The sequence below is a fragment of the Methylobacterium sp. BE186 genome (assembly GCF_031457035.1).
Classification (GTDB): domain Bacteria; phylum Pseudomonadota; class Alphaproteobacteria; order Rhizobiales; family Beijerinckiaceae; genus Methylobacterium; species Methylobacterium segetis.
Map to the genome: position 1 here is coordinate 70,957 of NZ_JAVDVV010000015.1, position 14,264 is coordinate 85,220.

Consider the following 14,264-nt stretch of genomic DNA (forward strand, 5'->3'; position numbering starts at 1 on the left):
CCCTCCGTTTCGACGCATGGAGGGCGGGGTGTGGCCGGGGCGCATCGGAGCTACCCCGGCCGGACGCCTCAGGCCGCCGCCGGCTCGGGCCGCTTCTGGATGACCTCGTCGATGAGGCCGAACTCCTTGGCGGCGTCCGCGGTCATGAAATTGTCGCGCTCGAGCGCCTGGTGGATCGTGTCGTAATCCCGGCCCGTGTGCTTCACGTAGATCTCGTTGAGGCGCTTCTTGAGGGCCTCGATCTCGCGCGCGTGGATCAGGATGTCGGTGGCCTGGCCCTGGAAGCCGCCGGAGGGCTGGTGGACCATGATGCGGGCGTTGGGCAGCGCGAAGCGATGGCCGGGCTCGCCGGCGGTCAGCAGCAGCGAGCCCATCGAGGCGGCCTGGCCGACGCAGAGCGTCGTCACCGGGCAGCGGATGAACTGCATCGTGTCGTAGATCGACAGGCCCGAGGTCACCACGCCGCCGGGCGAGTTGATGTAGAAGGAGATTTCCTTCTTCGGGTTCTCGGCCTCGAGGAACAGGAGCTGCGCGACGATGAGCGACGCGCCGTAATCCTCGACCGGGCCGGTGAGGAAGATGATCCGCTCGCGTAGCAGGCGCGAGTAGATGTCGAAGGCGCGCTCGCCGCGGCTCGACTGCTCGACCACCATGGGCACGAGCGCGCTGTTATAATAATCGACCGGATCTCTCATCATCGTGCCCCAGGGCTTCAAGGGGCCCGGCCGAGCGAATCAGGCTTGGCCGGGCGAAATTCAGCGAACACCGGCGGCGCTTAACGCCGCCTCACCGGTGGCCGCCGTCCCTTGAAGGAGAGGCGGCTCACTCGGCCTTCTGGTCGGTGGCCGGCTTCTCGTCGGCCTCGGGCTCACCGTCCTCGTCGGAGAACAGCGCCTCTTTCGAGACGGGCTCCTCGACCAGTTTGACCTGCGCGAGGACGTGGTCAACCACCTTCTCCTCGAACAGCGGCGCCCGGAGCTCGGCGAGCGCCTGCGCGTTCTTGCGGTAGAAGTCCCAGACCTGCTGCTCCTGGCCCGGGAACTGCCGGACCCGGGCGATGAGGGCCTGGTTCACCTCCTCGTCGGAGACCTTGATATCGGCGCTCTCGCCGACCTGCGCAAGCACCAGCCCGAGGCGAACGCGGCGCTCGGCGATCTTGCGGTACTCGGCCTGCGCCTTCTCCTCCGTGGTGTCCTCGTCCGCGAAGGTTTTGCCGCGGGTCTTCAGGTCCTGCTCGACCTGCGCCCAGACGGAGGCGAACTCCTGGTGGACGAGGCTCGGGGGCAGGTCGAAGGCGTACTTGCCGTCCAGCGCGTCGAGGAGCTCCTTCTTGAGCTTGCGGCGCGAGGCCGCCTCGTAGTCGCCGCCGATCGCGTTGGAGACGGCCTCGCGCAGCTTCTCCAGCGATTCGAGGCCGAGGCCCTTGGCGAACTCGTCGTCGACCTTGGCCTCGCCGGGCGCCTGGATCTTCTGCACCGTCACGTCGAACTCGGCGTCCTTGCCGGCGAGCTGCTCGGCGCCGTAGGCCTCCGGGAAGGTCGTCTTGACGAGGCGGCTCTCGCCGACCTTGGCGCCGACGAGCTGGTCCTCGAAGCCCGGGATGAAGCTGCCCGAGCCGAGCTCGAGGTCGATGCCCTCGCCCTTGCCGCCCTCGAACTCGGTGCCGTCGATGCGGCCCACGAAGTCGATGGTGACGCGGTCGCCGTTCTGGGCCTCGGCGCCCTCCTCCTTCTCGGCGAAGGGCCGGTTCTGGCCGGCCATGCGCTGCAGGGCCTCGTCGATCTCGGCATCCGAGGGCTTGGCCACGAGCTTCTTGAGGCTCACGTCCGAGAGGTCGGCGAGTTCGAAGCTCGGCAGCACCTCGACCGCGACCTTGAAGGCGAGGTCGGCCTTGGCGTCGAGGGCCTTGTCGACCACCGCCTTGTCCTCGGGGAACTCGACGCGGGGCTCGAGCGCGAGCTTCAGGCCGTTATCCGCGACGATCTTCTGGTTGGCCTCGTTGACGGCGTTCTGCAGCACGTCGGCCATCACGGAGCGGCCGTAGACCTTGCGCAGGTGCGCCACCGGCACCTTGCCGGGCCGGAAGCCCTTGAGCTGCACCTTGTCCTTCAGGCCGGAGAGCTCGTTCGTCAGGCGATCCTCGAGCTCCTGGGCGGCGAGGAGCACCTGAAACTCGCGCTTCAGCCCCTCGGAGTGTGTCTCGGTCACCTGCATCGTCGTGTTTCCGCTCTCAAGTCCGTGTCGTCAAAAACTGCGAAGGCCCGCGCGGACCGGCCTCGCGGCGGTCCCGTGGGCCGGTGCGGGGAAGCGCGCTTGGGCCGGCCCGAAGGCCCGATCGCCGGCCGGCTCAGAGCGGCTGGGCGGGCCGGCCTTCCGATGGGGGAGCCATTCCGTTCCCGTCGGCGGCACTGGTGCGGGCGGAGGGGCTCGAACCCCCACGTCTTGCGACACTGGAACCTAAATCCAGCGCGTCTACCAGTTCCGCCACGCCCGCGAGCGCCGTCACCCGGCGCGCTTCCGGCCGCCGGAGGGCGGCTCTATAGCATGCGGGGCCGGGGCCGCAGCAAAAAACTTCAGCCCCTCCGGGGGCACAGGCGCGGCGAGGCACGGCGAGGCACGGGCAGTAGCCTCGGCCGGGTGGCGCCGCTACAAGCGGCCGTCCGCCCGCGCCCTCCCACACGCCCCCGATCCGCCCGAGGAGCCATGCCGCAAGACGATTTCGCGCCCGAAGCCGCCCCCGCCTCGGCCGCCGATTCGCCCGGCCGCCCCTCGCGCCGCTCCCTCCTCGGCGGCGCCGCCCTCCTCGGCCTGATGCCCGGGGCCGCGGCGGCGCAGGGCTCGAAGCCCGATTCCGCGCCCGCCGGCCCGCAGCCCGAAGCGCGGCCGCAGCCCGAGGCACGGCCGCTGCCGGCGGAGGCGGCGAAGGTCCGCCTCCGCCCGGAGCCCGCGCCCGAGACGCAGGTCTGGTGCCTCGACGGCAAGGGCGTGCCGCCGGCGCTGCGGGTGAAGCTCGGCGAGACGGTCCGGCTCAAGGTCGAGAACCGGACCGAGCGCCCGCTCTCGCTGCACTGGCACGGCGTGCGCAACCAGAACCCGATGGACGGCGTCGGCGGCGTGACGCAGCCGCCGATCCAGCCGGGGGCGAGCTTCACCTACGTCTTCACGCCGCCCGATGCCGGCACCTTCCTGATCCGCCCCCTCGTCGTCGGCGGCTCGAGCGAGCCGTCCGGCCGCGGGATCGCGGGCTTCCTCGTCGTCGAGGAGAAGGCCCCGCCCGCCGTCGAGCGCGACCTGCCGCTGCTGATGCAGGACTGGCGCCTGCAGGACGATGCGAGCCTCCTGCCCTTCGGCCAGACCCTGTTCGCGGCCTCGAACGGGCGGCTCGGCAACATGATCGCGATCAACGGCCGACCTGTCCCGGAGGTGATCGCTGAACGCCCCGGATCGCGCCTGCGCCTGCGCCTCGGCAATGCCTGCAACGCCCGGGCGACCCGCATCCGCTTTGACGGGGTGAAGGTCTACGTCGCGGCGGTGGACGGGCAGCCGACCGACACGTTCGAGCCCCTGCGCGCCACCCTCCCCTTCCCGCCGGGCACCCGCTACGACCTCCTCCTCGACATGCCCGGGGAAGCAGGGGCCAAGGGCAGCGTCACGGCCCTCGTCGGCGGCGGCCTCGTCCTCGCGAACCTCGTCGCGGAGGGCGAGCCGGTCACCGAGAAGCCCCCGCCCATCGCGCCGATCGGCGACAACAAGCTCCTGCCCGCCGAGGTCAAGCTGCAGAACGCGGTGCGCCGCGACATCACGATCACGGGGGGCGCCACCCTCGACAAGGAGAAGCCGGACGCCGAGCCCGTCTTCAAGGGCGACCCGGCCCGGATCTGGGCCGTCAACGGCGCCAACGGCATGGCCGGCGTCGCGCCGCTCTTCTCGGTCAAGCGCGGCCAGGTGGTGGTGCTGGCGATCAAGAACGACACGGCCTTCCCGCAGGCGCTGCACCTGCACGGCCACGCCTTCCGCCTGCTCCACCCCCTCGACGACGGCTGGGAGCCCTACTGGCTCGACACGTTCCAGCTCCTCGAGGGCCGCACCGCCCGCATCGCCTTCCTCGCCGACAACCCGGGCCGCTGGCTGCTCAGCTCGACGGTCCTGGAGCGCTTCGACACCGGGCTCTGGACCTCTTTCGAGGTCACCTGAGCCGGGCTTCCAAAGCCCCGAGCACCCGCGGCATCCCTTCGGGCAGGTCCTCCGCGATCAGGCCCGGGCCGTGGCGGCACCCGGCATCCCCGTGGATCCAGACTCCGGCCGACGCGGCCTCGAAGGGCGGCATGCCCTGCGCCAGGAGGCCGGCGATCAGCCCGGCGAGCACGTCGCCCGAGCCCGCCGTGCCGAGATGCGGCGTGCCGTGGTCGTTGATGGCGGCGCGCCCGTCGGGATCCGCGATCACCGTGTCGGCGCCCTTGAGCACGACGACGGCGCCCGAGAGGGCCGCCGCCCGTCGGGCGCGCTCCACCTTGCCGAGCCCCTCCTCCACCGCGTGCGTGCCGCCGAAGAGCCGTGCGAACTCGCCGGCATGGGGCGTCAGGACGGCCGTCGCGCCGCCCTCGGCGAGGTGGCGGGCCAGCGCCGCCGCCTCGCCCTTGAAGCTCGTCAGCGCGTCGGCATCGAGGACGAGGGCGCGGCCGGCCGAGGCGGCCACCGCGACGAGGTCGCGGGTGGGCTGGCCCATGCCGAGGCCGGGTCCGGCGAGCACCACGTTGAGGCGCTCGTCCACGAGGAGGTCGTCGAGATCGTCCGCGCTCTCGCAGGCGCGCAGCATGATCGCGGTGAGGTGGGCCGCGTTCTCGGCAAGCGCCGACGCGGGCGAGGCCAGGGTGACGAGGCCGGCCCCGACCCGCAGCGCCCCGCGCGCGGCGAGGCGCGCCGCCCCCGTGCGATAGGCCGGCCCCGACAGGACGAGGGCGTGACCCCGCGTGTACTTGTGGCTCTCCGCTTCGTGGCGCGGGAAGGCCGCGCCCCAGAGGTCCGGCCCGTTGGCGTGGAGAGGCGGCTCGCAGGCCGCGAACCCCTCGGCCAGGGCCGCCGCGCCCGTCCCGATCTCGGCGACGTGGAGCACCCCGCAATGGGCACGGCCCGGCAGGAGCAGGTGCCCGGGCTTCAGGGCGACGAAGGTGACGGTCTCGCGGGCGCGGATCGCGGCGCCGCGCACCGCGCCTGTATTCCCGTCGATGCCGCTTGGCACGTCCACCGCGAGCACCGGCCGGCCCGCCGCGTTCACACGTTCCACGAGGCCGCGGGCCTCGCCGTCGAGATCGCGCGAGAGCCCGGCGCCGAAGAGCGCGTCGATCACGAGACCGAACCGGGCGAGGTCGTCCCCGCCGATGCCTTCGGTCAGGTCTCCCCGCCATTCGGCGGCCGCGAGTGCCGCGTCGCCCGAGAGCGCGGCGCGCTGCCCGAGCAGGCGGATCTCGACCGGGTGTCCCGCCTCCGCGAGGATGCGTGCCGCGACGAAGCCGTCGCCGCCGTTGTTGCCCGGCCCGCAGAGCACGAGGACCGAGCCGCCCTCCGGCAGGAGGGAGCGGGCGCGCTCCGCCACCGCGGCGCCGGCCGCGCGCATCAGCGCGATGCCGGGCGTGCCCGCAGCGATCGCCGCGGCATCGACCCGCCGCATCGCCTCAACCGTGAGCAGCCGTCCCCGTCCCATCGCCGCCTCCGTCGAACTGCCCGAAGGCCGGACATGCCCTGCCCCGATTAAGACTCCCTGACCGGAAAATGCCTAAACGATGTGCAGATGATGCACATTGACGAGGCAGTTTCGGCGTCTTCCCCGAGAAATCGGCGTGGCGGAGCCCGGACCGGGATGTTAGAAAACGGCTCAGTGCAGCACAGGTCAGGCCCGTTCGGCATGAAGAAGATCGAAGCGATCATCAAGCCCTTCAAGCTCGACGAGGTGAAGGAGGCTCTCCAGGAGGTCGGCCTCCAGGGCATCACCGTGATCGAGGCGAAGGGTTTCGGCCGTCAGAAGGGCCACACCGAACTCTACCGCGGGGCGGAATACGTGGTCGACTTCCTGCCCAAGGTGAAGCTGGAGATCGTGCTCGCCGACGCTATGGTCGAGGGCGCCGTCGAGGCGATCCGCAAGTCGGCCCAGACCGGCCGCATCGGCGACGGCAAGATCTTCGTGTCCACCATCGAAGAGGCGATCCGCATCCGCACCGGCGAGACGGGCGCCGACGCCATCTAGCGCCGGACCGGGCGGCCGCTGTACTCCCAAGAGCCTGACGGAATCAAAAGAACCGCGGCCTGTACTCGGTCCGCGGAACAACCACGGCTACGTGCCGCCAGATGAGGAGAACACCCGGGATGGCAAAGACAGCGACCGAAGTCCTGAAGGAGATCAAGGACAACGACGTCAAGTACGTCGATTTCCGCTTCACCGACCCGCGCGGCAAGTGGCAGCACGTCACCTTCGACGTCTCCCTCGTCGACGAGGAGATCTTCTCCGAGGGCACGATGTTCGACGGCTCCTCGATCGCCGGCTGGAAGGCGATCAACGAGTCCGACATGCTGCTGATGCCCGATCCCGCCACCGCCTGCATGGACCCGTTCTTCTCGGCCTCGACCATGTCGATCGTCTGCGACGTGCTCGAGCCCTCGACGGGCGCTCCCTATTCCCGCGACCCGCGCGGCACGGCCAAGCTCGCCGAGGCGTTCCTGAAATCGTCCGGCATCGGCGACACGATCTATGTCGGCCCGGAAGCCGAGTTCTTCGTGTTCGACGACGTGAAGTTCGCCGCCGACCCCTACCAGACCGGCTTCAAGCTCGACTCGACGGAACTGCCGATCAACGGCTTCACCGAGTACGAGGGCGGCAATCTCGGCCACCGCGTGCAGATGAAGGGCGGCTACTTCCCCGTGCCGCCGCAGGATTCGGCGCAGGACATGCGCGGCGAGATGCTGGCCGCCATGCAGTCGATGGGCGTCAAGGTCGAGAAGCACCACCACGAGGTGGCGAGCGCCCAGCACGAGCTCGGCATGAAGTTCGACACGCTGACGCTGCTCGCCGACCACATGCAGATCTACAAGTACTGCATCCACAACGTGGCGCAGAGCTACGGCAAGACCGCGACCTTCATGCCGAAGCCCGTCTACGGCGACAACGGCTCGGGCATGCACGTGCACCAGTCGATCTGGAAGAACGGCAAGCCGCTCTTCGCGGGCGACAAATACGCCGATCTCTCCCAGGAATGCCTCTGGTACATCGGCGGCATCATCAAGCACGCCAAGGCGCTCAACGCCTTCACCAACCCGTCCACGAACTCCTACAAGCGCCTCGTGCCGGGCTACGAGGCGCCCGTGCTGCTGGCCTACTCGGCCCGCAACCGGTCCGCCTCCTGCCGCATCCCGTGGACGACCTCGCCGAAGGCCAAGCGCGTCGAGGTCCGCTTCCCCGACCCGATGGCGAACCCCTACCTCGCCTTCGCGGCCCTGCTGATGGCCGGCCTCGACGGCATCATCAACAAGATCGATCCGGGTCCGGCCATGGACAAGGACCTCTACGACCTGCCCCCGCGCGAGTTGAAGAAGATCCCGACCGTCTGCGGCTCGCTGCGTGAGGCCCTGCAGAACCTCGACAAGGACCGCGCCTTCCTCAAGGCCGGCAACGTCTTCACGGACGATCAGATCGACTCCTTCATCGAGCTGAAGATGACCGAGGTGCTGCGCTACGAGATGACCCCGCACCCGATCGAGTTCGTGCAGTACTACTCGCTCTGAGGCGAGGCCGGGCTGCGATGCGCGGCCCGGCGCCTTGCAGATCAGGAAGCCCGGCGCCGGAGACTCGTGAGAGTCCCCGGCGCCGCGCGTTCTAGGAATAGTTACTCTATTCCGGATTGATCATCGGTGTCTCGTCCCATATTCTGCGATGGTTTGAGCGGCCGTCCGATGAGGCGAGGCCGCGTTCGCACCAATATTGGGAGCGGGAGCGGTGCGGCCATCACGATCGCGTCGTCGCAGGATGGCGGATGCTCTCGGCGTGCTGATCGTTGCCGCGCTCGCTGCGGCCTGCTCCGCGGTGACCGGTATGACCTACCGCGTCGCCAGCGCCGGTCATCCACCTGACCAGATCAGGGTTGCGGCTCCGGACGGCACCGAACTGACGCTGTTCAGCGTGCGCCTCGGATCGGCGGCGCCCTCCGCCACGACCGGACGCATGCTGTTCATCGGCGGCTCGGGCTGCACGAGCCTCAAGCACTTCCTCGGCCCCTACTTCTTCGGCATCGAGACATCCTACACGGTCTATGCCGTCCAGAAGCCCGGCGTGGCGGACAGCGACCTCGGCCTCCTGTGCTCGGATGCCTTTCATCGCGCCTCGACGGCTCCAGCCATCCTGGCCCGCAACCGCGCCGCCCTCGCATGGCTGAAGCAGGGAGCACAGGCGGGGCCGGTCACGCTCTTCGGCGTGTCCGAGGGCGGTGGCATCGCCGTAGCGCTCGCGGCGGAGGTCGGCGCGAAGACCGTTCATCGGGTGGTGGTGGTCGGCAGCGGCGGAATGCCCCTGCGCGAGAGCCTGCGCCTACTCGCCCGGCGGGGCACCCTCCCCATCGACGTCGAGGCCGCCTTCGCCGAGGTCGCGGCCGATCCCGCGTCGATCAGCAGGACGGTGTTCGGGCACAGCCACGCCTACTGGTCATCGTTCCTCGACGTCGATCCGCTTCCCCTCTACAGGCGGGCGCGGATGCCGATCCTGGTGCTGTTCGGCGCGGAGGACGAGAGCGTTCCGGTCGAATCCGCGCGACACCTGCAGGAGGCGATGGCTGCGGAGGGGCGGAACGACGTGTCCGTGCTCATCGTGCCCGGAGCCGACCACGCGCTGCGGCGTGGGGGGCACGATCTCAAGCCACAGCTTCTGTGGCAGGTCGGCCGCTGGCTGAAAGGAGGATCCGCACCGGACGGGTCGAGACGCTTATAGACCCTCGGATGCGTCTCCTTATATCCGCGAGAATACGGCGCTGGCGTCTACATCGTTCGCGATGCACAATCTTCGCGTGTTTACCGCGCGCAAGCTGCATATATTACAACGATGGACCTTGATAAAGTGAAATCTACTCCGGAATTCAATAAATTTCCTTTGTATTTTTCCAAGATATCAATATTTTGCTGATACAGAAGAGGGAATGCATGATTTTTTATTGAGACACCTTGATAAAGACGAACGAGAACGACTGCGCGTTTTCTTGACAGCAGCAACACAACGCAGCGTCTCGGACGCAGAACTTGGCCAGCTTTGGCACAATTCGGAATCCGATCTCGATTTCGGCGGCGGAGCGGGTGTCCGCATCATGTTCCAGCACGTGCTCGAACGCTTGTCCTGGGCGGGCCGCATTGCCCGGCACCCGACCGCGCGCCATGATGCCGCTTGGCTCCCGAATCCAGCGAGGCCGCGATGTCCCTCCTCTGCCCCGTGATCCTCGGCTCGGTCCGCTCGGACCGGCAGGGCATTCGCGCCGCCCGCTTCGTCACCCGGGCGCTGGAGGCGCGGGGGCACGAGGCGCCCCTCGTCGACCCGGCCGAGCTGAAGCTGCCGCTCCTCGACCGGATGTACAAGGAATACCCGAAGGGCGAGGCGCCGAAGGTTTTGGAGGATCTGGCGGGGCTCCTGCGGCGGGCCGACGCCTTCGTGATCGTCTCGGCCGAGTACAACCACTCGATCCCGCCCGCCCTCTCGAACACCCTCGACCACTTCCTCGAGGAGTATTTCTGGCGCCCCTCGGCGATCTGCTGCTACTCGGCCGGCGGCTTCGGCGGCGTGCGCGCCGCGATGCAGCTTCGGGCGATGCTCTCCGAGCTCGGCACCCCGAGCATCCCCTCGCTGCTGCCGATCCCGCAGATCCACAAGGCCCTCGACGAGGAGGGCAGGCCCGCCGAGGAACGGCTCGCCCGCAATGCCGGCAAGTTCCTCGACGAGTTGACGTGGTACGCCGAGGCCCTGCGCGCGCGGCGTGAGGCGGGCACGCCCTACTGAGCCCCGCGCCGCTTGGCACCACCCTTGCCCCGGCGGCAGCGCAACAACGGGCAGCGACGGGCACATGATGGGTCAGGACGGGACGGGACGGACGGTTCGCACGCTTCTGGCGAACCTCGTGAAGGCGGCCCTCATGTCGGAGGACCGCGCGAGCCTCCTCTGGCGCGAGGAGGCGGCGCAGGCGCTGGCGAGCCTGCGGGCGAAGCCGGCGGGACTCGCCGCGTTGAAGATCGACGGGCTCTGGAGCCTCGCCGTGCAGGAGGCCGAGGCGCCGGACCTGCGCCCGGGCGAGGGGCGGGTCTCGTTCACCCTCCCCGTTCAGAGCCCGTTGTCTCTGGACGAGCTGGCAGCCCCCGGCTTCGACATCGACGAGGGCGTGGAGCGCATCCGGAAATCCGCCGCGACGGGCTGACGGCGCGGCCTGTTGAGGACGCGCGACCGGGCGTTGTCGGGACCGGCGCGTCACACCATGTTGGGGGGACCGGGCGAAACGCCCCTCCCCCCTCAGGACGCCGCCCCCGCAGGGGGCGCCGCCGCGAGCCCGCTTCTTGGCCAGACGTACCGATCCTCAGACGGGGCCCGCCCCGCTTCCCACCCGCGAGCAGATCCTCGCCTTCATCGAAACATCGGCGGTCAAGGTCGGAAAGCGCGAGATCGCGCTGGCCTTCAACCTGAAGGGGCAGGACCGGGTCGCCCTGCGCAAATTGCTGCGCGCGATCGAGGAGGAGGGCGCGATCGAGCGCGGGCGCGGCGGCTTGGCTCCGGCCGGACGCCTGCCGCCGGTGGTGCTCGCCGACATCCGCTCACGCGACCGGGACGGCGAGTTCCTGGCGGTGCCCGCCAACTGGGAATCCGGGGCCGGCAAGCCGCCGACGATCGTGCTGACGGCGCCCCGCGGCGGCCGGAAGCCGAACCGCCCGATGCCGGGCATCGGCGACCGCGCCCTGATCCGCGTCGAGCCGGAGCCGGGCGTGCCGGGGCGCTACACCGGCCGCGTCATCAAGGTGGTCGGCAAGAACAAGGCCGAGATCGTCGGCGTCTTCCGCGCCGGCGCGCAGGGCGGCCGCGTCGAGCCCGTCGAGAAGCGCGCGCAGGGGCGCGAGATCCTGATCCCGCCCGGCGAAGAGGGCGAGGCCCGCGACGGCGATCTCGTCAGCGCCACCGTCGAGCGCGAGACCCGCTTCGGCCCGCCCCGCGGCCGGGTGCGCGAGCGCCTGGGCTCGCTGGGCTCCGAGAAGGCGGTGAGCCTCATCGCGCTTCACCTGCACAACATTCCCCACGTCTTCGCGGCCGAGACCCTGGCCGAGGCCGACGCGGTCGAGCCCGCGTCGCTCAAGGGCCGCGAGGATTGGCGGGACCTGCCCCTCCTCACCATCGATCCGCCGGACGCGAAGGACCACGACGACGCCGTGTTCGCGGAAGCCGACCCCGATCCCGGCAATCCGGGCGGCTTCCGCATCACGGTCGCGATCGCGGACGTCGCGGCCTATGTCCGGCCCGGCAGCGCCCTCGACCGCGAGGCGCTCCTGCGCGGCAACTCGGTCTACTTCCCCGACCGGGTCGTGCCGATGCTGCCCGAGCGCATCTCGAACGACCTCTGCTCGCTCCGCGAGGGGGAGGACCGGCCGGCGCTCGCCGTGCGCCTCATCATCGACGCGGACGGGGCGAAGCGGGGCCACAGCTTTCACCGCATCCTGATGCGCTCGCGCGCCAAGCTCGCCTACGCGCAGGCCCAGGCCGCGATCGACGGCTACCCGGACGAGCGCACGAGCCCGATCCTCGACGGGATCCTGCGCCCGCTCTGGGCGGCCTACGCGGCGCTGAGGACGGCGCGCGACAAGCGCGGCCCGCTCGCCCTCGATCTGCCCGAGCGCAAGGTGCTGCTGACGCCGGAGGGCGCAGTCGACCGGGTGATCGTGCCCGAGCGCCTCGACGCCCACCGGCTGATCGAGGAATTCATGATCCAGGCGAACGTCGCCGCGGCCGAGACGCTGGAGAGCGCGCGCCAGCCCCTCGTCTACCGCGTCCACGACGAGCCGGCGCTCGAGAAGATGCGCGCGCTCGGCGAGGTCCTGGCCTCGGTCGGCATCAAGCTTCCGAAGGAGGGTGCGCTGCGCCCGGCCCTGTTCAACCGCATCCTCGGCGCGGTGGCCGAGACCGAGCACGCGACCTTCATCAACGAGGTGGTGCTCAGGAGCCAGGCCCAGGCCGTCTACGCGGCGGAGAATCTGGGTCATTTTGGGCTGAACCTGCGCCGCTACGCGCATTTCACCTCGCCGATCCGGCGCTACGCCGATCTCATCGTCCACCGCGCCCTGATCACGGCCTGCCGGCTGGGCAAGGACGGGATCTCGCCGGACGTGTCGGTCGGGGAACTCAACCAGATCGGCGAGCAGATCTCGGCGGCCGAGCGCCGCGCCATGGCGGCCGAGCGCGAGACGATCGACCGGCTCATCGCGCACCATCTCGCCGCGCATGTCGGCGCCACCTTCGCCGGACAGATCGCGGGCGTGACCCGCGCCGGCCTGTTCGTGAAGCTCGATGAGACGGGGGCCGACGGCTTCGTGCCGGTCTCGACCATCGGCGCCGACTATTACCGTCACGAGGAGGCCCGCCACGCCCTCGTCGGCGAGCGTAGCGGCGAGACCTACCGCCTCGGGGACCGCGTCGAGGTGAAGCTCGTGGAAGCCGCGGCCGTGGCCGGCGCGCTGCGCTTCGAGCTGCTCTCGGAGGGGCGCAGCGCGGGCCGCGGCGGCGCCAAGGGCCCGATGCGCGGCCGCAAGCAGGGCCCGCGGGGGCGCCCCGCCGGCATCAAGACGGGCGGGACGCGGCACCGTGGCTCGCGGCGCTGACATTTCGGACCCCGCTTCTCGGGGCCGCCTGCTGCAGGTGCGACGATCACCCTTCGGTGGTGGGAGCGAACCTGTGGTAGGGGTCCCGCACGAGGCCGGCCCGCACCAGCCCTCCGCCGGCTGAGGTTTTCAGAATGGATCACCCGCCTCCGCAGACATCCGCCTCACGCACCGGCCTGATCCGCTCGATGGCCCGCGGCTTTCTCGGCCGCTGCCCGCATTGCGGGGAGGGCCGGATCTTCGGCCGCTTCCTCAAGGTGCGGCCCGAATGCGAGCGGTGCGGCCTGGAACTGCACCACCACCGCGCCGACGACCTGCCGCCCTACGTCGTGATCTTCCTGGTCGCCCACGTCGTCGGCTACCTGATCCTGGAGCTGGAGATGGGCTACGACGTGCCACTCTGGTTCCAGTTCACCTTCTGGCCGCTGGCGACGCTCGGGATGGCGCTCGCCCTGCTCCAGCCCGTCAAGGGCGCGGTCGTCGGGCTGCAATATGCCCTTGGCATGCACGGCTTCGCCAAGCTACCGAGCGCGGGCAGCGAGGGGCCGGAGGAGTCGCGTTTTGGACCAGCGGACGAACGAGCCCCCGACGCGCGAGCCGGACTCGGCCGGGCCTGAGCCCGCCCGCAAGGCGGCCGCGCTGCGCCCGCGCGACGCGGCCACGCTGATCGTCCTCGACAGGCGCGGGCGCGCCCCGAAGGTTCTGATGGGCCGGCGCAACCCCGGCCTCGTCTTCATGCCGGGCAAGTTCGTGTTTCCCGGAGGCCGCATCGAGGGGGGCGACCGGCACATGCCCGTCGCCGGCGCGCTCGGCGCCCGCGACGAGGCGGCGCTCGAGGCGCGCGTCACGCGGCCACCGCGCCATCTCGGCCGCGTGCTGGCGCTCGCCGCGATCCGGGAGACCTACGAGGAGACGGGCCTTCTCCTCGGCACCCGCGAATACGGGCCGCCGGAGCGGGTGCCCGAGGGAGCCTGGGAAGCCTTCGGCCGCCACGGCGTGATGCCGGACCTCGAGGCCCTCAACCTTGTCGCCCGCGCCATCACCCCGCCGGGACGCCCGCGCCGCTTCGACACCCGCTTCTTCGCCGTCGACCGGGCGTCCGTGGCGGCGGAGGAGCCCGGCATCGTCGGCGAGGCGGCGGAGCTCGTCGAACTCGCCTGGGTACGCCTGACGGATGCGCGCAAGCTCGACCTGCCCTTCATCACCACCCTGATCCTCGACGAGCTCGAGGAGCAGCTGAAGCTCGATTTCGCGCCCCATCGGGCGATCCCCTTCCACACGATGCGTCACGGCAAGCGGGTGCGGACGCTGCTCTGAGGAGTCCGGAGCCATCCGGGCCGCTCCGGTCCCGCATCCCGCCCATCCGCCCCTCCCTCCGGATCGCCGCCTCC

At 70.3% G+C, this 14,264-nt stretch carries 13 protein-coding genes and 1 tRNA gene; 9 read left to right on the forward strand and 5 right to left on the reverse strand.

Translation table 11 applies throughout. From position 1 onward, the window contains the following. Positions 1-68 precede the first annotated feature (68 nt). The 3 genes from J2X36_RS16205 to J2X36_RS16215 all read right to left on the reverse strand — a co-directional run bounded on the left by J2X36_RS16205 (position 69) and on the right by J2X36_RS16215 (position 2,494). Positions 69-695, reverse strand: coding sequence for an ATP-dependent Clp protease proteolytic subunit (locus J2X36_RS16205; RefSeq protein WP_109896380.1), 627 nt, complete (start codon positions 693-695; stop codon positions 69-71). A gap of 127 nt (positions 696-822) precedes the next feature. After that, positions 823-2,214 carry a trigger factor gene (gene tig, locus J2X36_RS16210; protein ID WP_310351520.1) on the reverse strand — a complete coding sequence of 464 codons (1,392 nt, stop codon included), beginning with the start codon at positions 2,212-2,214 and terminating at the stop codon, positions 823-825. 195 nt (positions 2,215-2,409) lie between these two features. Beyond that, positions 2,410-2,494: transfer RNA gene (locus tag J2X36_RS16215), tRNA-Leu, on the reverse strand. Between the two features lie 209 nt (positions 2,495-2,703). Between J2X36_RS16215 and J2X36_RS16220 the strand changes: the two genes are divergently transcribed. Continuing rightward, positions 2,704-4,194, forward strand: a complete 1,491-nt coding sequence (locus J2X36_RS16220; RefSeq protein ID WP_310351522.1) for a multicopper oxidase family protein — start codon at positions 2,704-2,706, stop codon at positions 4,192-4,194. On the opposite strand, the gene J2X36_RS16225 is transcribed toward J2X36_RS16220, so the two are convergent. Further along, positions 4,187-5,701 carry an NAD(P)H-hydrate dehydratase gene (locus J2X36_RS16225; protein WP_132250500.1) on the reverse strand — a complete coding sequence of 505 codons (1,515 nt, stop codon included), beginning with the start codon at positions 5,699-5,701 and terminating at the stop codon, positions 4,187-4,189. The two genes, J2X36_RS16220 and J2X36_RS16225, sit on opposite strands and share 8 nt — an antisense overlap. 201 nt (positions 5,702-5,902) lie before the next feature. On the opposite strand from J2X36_RS16225, the gene J2X36_RS16230 reads away from it, so the two are divergent. From J2X36_RS16230 to J2X36_RS16240, 3 genes are all read left to right on the forward strand, one after another. After that, positions 5,903-6,241, forward strand: a complete 339-nt coding sequence (locus J2X36_RS16230; protein WP_109890483.1) for a P-II family nitrogen regulator — start codon at positions 5,903-5,905, stop codon at positions 6,239-6,241. Between the two features lie 119 nt (positions 6,242-6,360). Further along, positions 6,361-7,773, forward strand: a complete 1,413-nt coding sequence (gene glnA, locus J2X36_RS16235; protein ID WP_109890481.1) for a type I glutamate--ammonia ligase — start codon at positions 6,361-6,363, stop codon at positions 7,771-7,773. A 241-nt stretch (positions 7,774-8,014) separates the two neighbouring features. After that, the gene (locus tag J2X36_RS16240) at positions 8,015-8,968 is read left to right on the forward strand and encodes an alpha/beta hydrolase (protein ID WP_310351526.1); all 954 of its coding nucleotides are present in this window, start codon (positions 8,015-8,017) and stop codon (positions 8,966-8,968) included. Positions 8,969-9,185: 217 nt separating this feature from the next. Here the strand turns inward: J2X36_RS16240 and J2X36_RS16245 are convergent, their stop codons facing one another. Then, positions 9,186-9,407, reverse strand: coding sequence for a hypothetical protein (locus tag J2X36_RS16245; protein ID WP_310351528.1), 222 nt, complete (start codon positions 9,405-9,407; stop codon positions 9,186-9,188). Positions 9,408-9,442: 35 nt separating this feature from the next. Here J2X36_RS16245 and J2X36_RS16250 point away from each other — a divergent pair, with 35 nt between their 5' ends. The 5 genes from J2X36_RS16250 (at position 9,443) to J2X36_RS16270 (ending at position 14,190) form a co-directional block, all read left to right on the forward strand. Beyond that, the gene (locus J2X36_RS16250; RefSeq protein WP_310351530.1) at positions 9,443-10,021 is read left to right on the forward strand and encodes an NADPH-dependent FMN reductase; all 579 of its coding nucleotides are present in this window, start codon (positions 9,443-9,445) and stop codon (positions 10,019-10,021) included. A gap of 64 nt (positions 10,022-10,085) precedes the next feature. After that, a complete protein-coding gene (locus tag J2X36_RS16255; RefSeq protein WP_310351532.1) occupies positions 10,086-10,433 on the forward strand; it encodes a hypothetical protein in 348 nt (115 codons plus the stop codon). A 136-nt stretch (positions 10,434-10,569) separates the two neighbouring features. Next, a complete protein-coding gene (gene rnr, locus J2X36_RS16260) occupies positions 10,570-12,873 on the forward strand; it encodes a ribonuclease R (RefSeq protein WP_310351535.1) in 2,304 nt (767 codons plus the stop codon). 134 nt (positions 12,874-13,007) lie between these two features. Beyond that, complete coding sequence (locus tag J2X36_RS16265; protein ID WP_310351538.1) at positions 13,008-13,490, forward strand: DUF983 domain-containing protein; 483 nt, start codon at positions 13,008-13,010, stop codon at positions 13,488-13,490. Beyond that, positions 13,435-14,190 carry an NUDIX hydrolase gene (locus tag J2X36_RS16270; RefSeq protein ID WP_405029803.1) on the forward strand — a complete coding sequence of 252 codons (756 nt, stop codon included), beginning with the start codon at positions 13,435-13,437 and terminating at the stop codon, positions 14,188-14,190. The genes J2X36_RS16265 and J2X36_RS16270 overlap by 56 nt, the downstream gene beginning before the upstream one ends. Positions 14,191-14,264: the final 74 nt, after the last annotated feature.

What these genes read in the sequence shown, in the direction of transcription:
- J2X36_RS16205 (WP_109896380.1), bottom strand. Translation starts at nt 695, where the DNA reads ATGAGAGATCCGGTCGATTATTATAACAGCGCGCTCGTGCCCATGGTG.
- J2X36_RS16220 (WP_310351522.1), top strand. Translation starts at nt 2,704, where the DNA reads ATGCCGCAAGACGATTTCGCGCCCGAAGCCGCCCCCGCCTCGGCCGCC.
- J2X36_RS16250 (WP_310351530.1), top strand. Translation starts at nt 9,443, where the DNA reads ATGTCCCTCCTCTGCCCCGTGATCCTCGGCTCGGTCCGCTCGGACCGG.
- tig (WP_310351520.1), bottom strand. Translation starts at nt 2,214, where the DNA reads ATGCAGGTGACCGAGACACACTCCGAGGGGCTGAAGCGCGAGTTTCAG.
- J2X36_RS16240 (WP_310351526.1), top strand. Translation starts at nt 8,015, where the DNA reads ATGGCGGATGCTCTCGGCGTGCTGATCGTTGCCGCGCTCGCTGCGGCC.
- glnA (WP_109890481.1), top strand. Translation starts at nt 6,361, where the DNA reads ATGGCAAAGACAGCGACCGAAGTCCTGAAGGAGATCAAGGACAACGAC.
- J2X36_RS16265 (WP_310351538.1), top strand. Translation starts at nt 13,008, where the DNA reads ATGGATCACCCGCCTCCGCAGACATCCGCCTCACGCACCGGCCTGATC.
- J2X36_RS16225 (WP_132250500.1), bottom strand. Translation starts at nt 5,701, where the DNA reads ATGGGACGGGGACGGCTGCTCACGGTTGAGGCGATGCGGCGGGTCGAT.
- J2X36_RS16230 (WP_109890483.1), top strand. Translation starts at nt 5,903, where the DNA reads ATGAAGAAGATCGAAGCGATCATCAAGCCCTTCAAGCTCGACGAGGTG.
- J2X36_RS16255 (WP_310351532.1), top strand. Translation starts at nt 10,086, where the DNA reads ATGATGGGTCAGGACGGGACGGGACGGACGGTTCGCACGCTTCTGGCG.
- J2X36_RS16245 (WP_310351528.1), bottom strand. Translation starts at nt 9,407, where the DNA reads ATGGCGCGCGGTCGGGTGCCGGGCAATGCGGCCCGCCCAGGACAAGCG.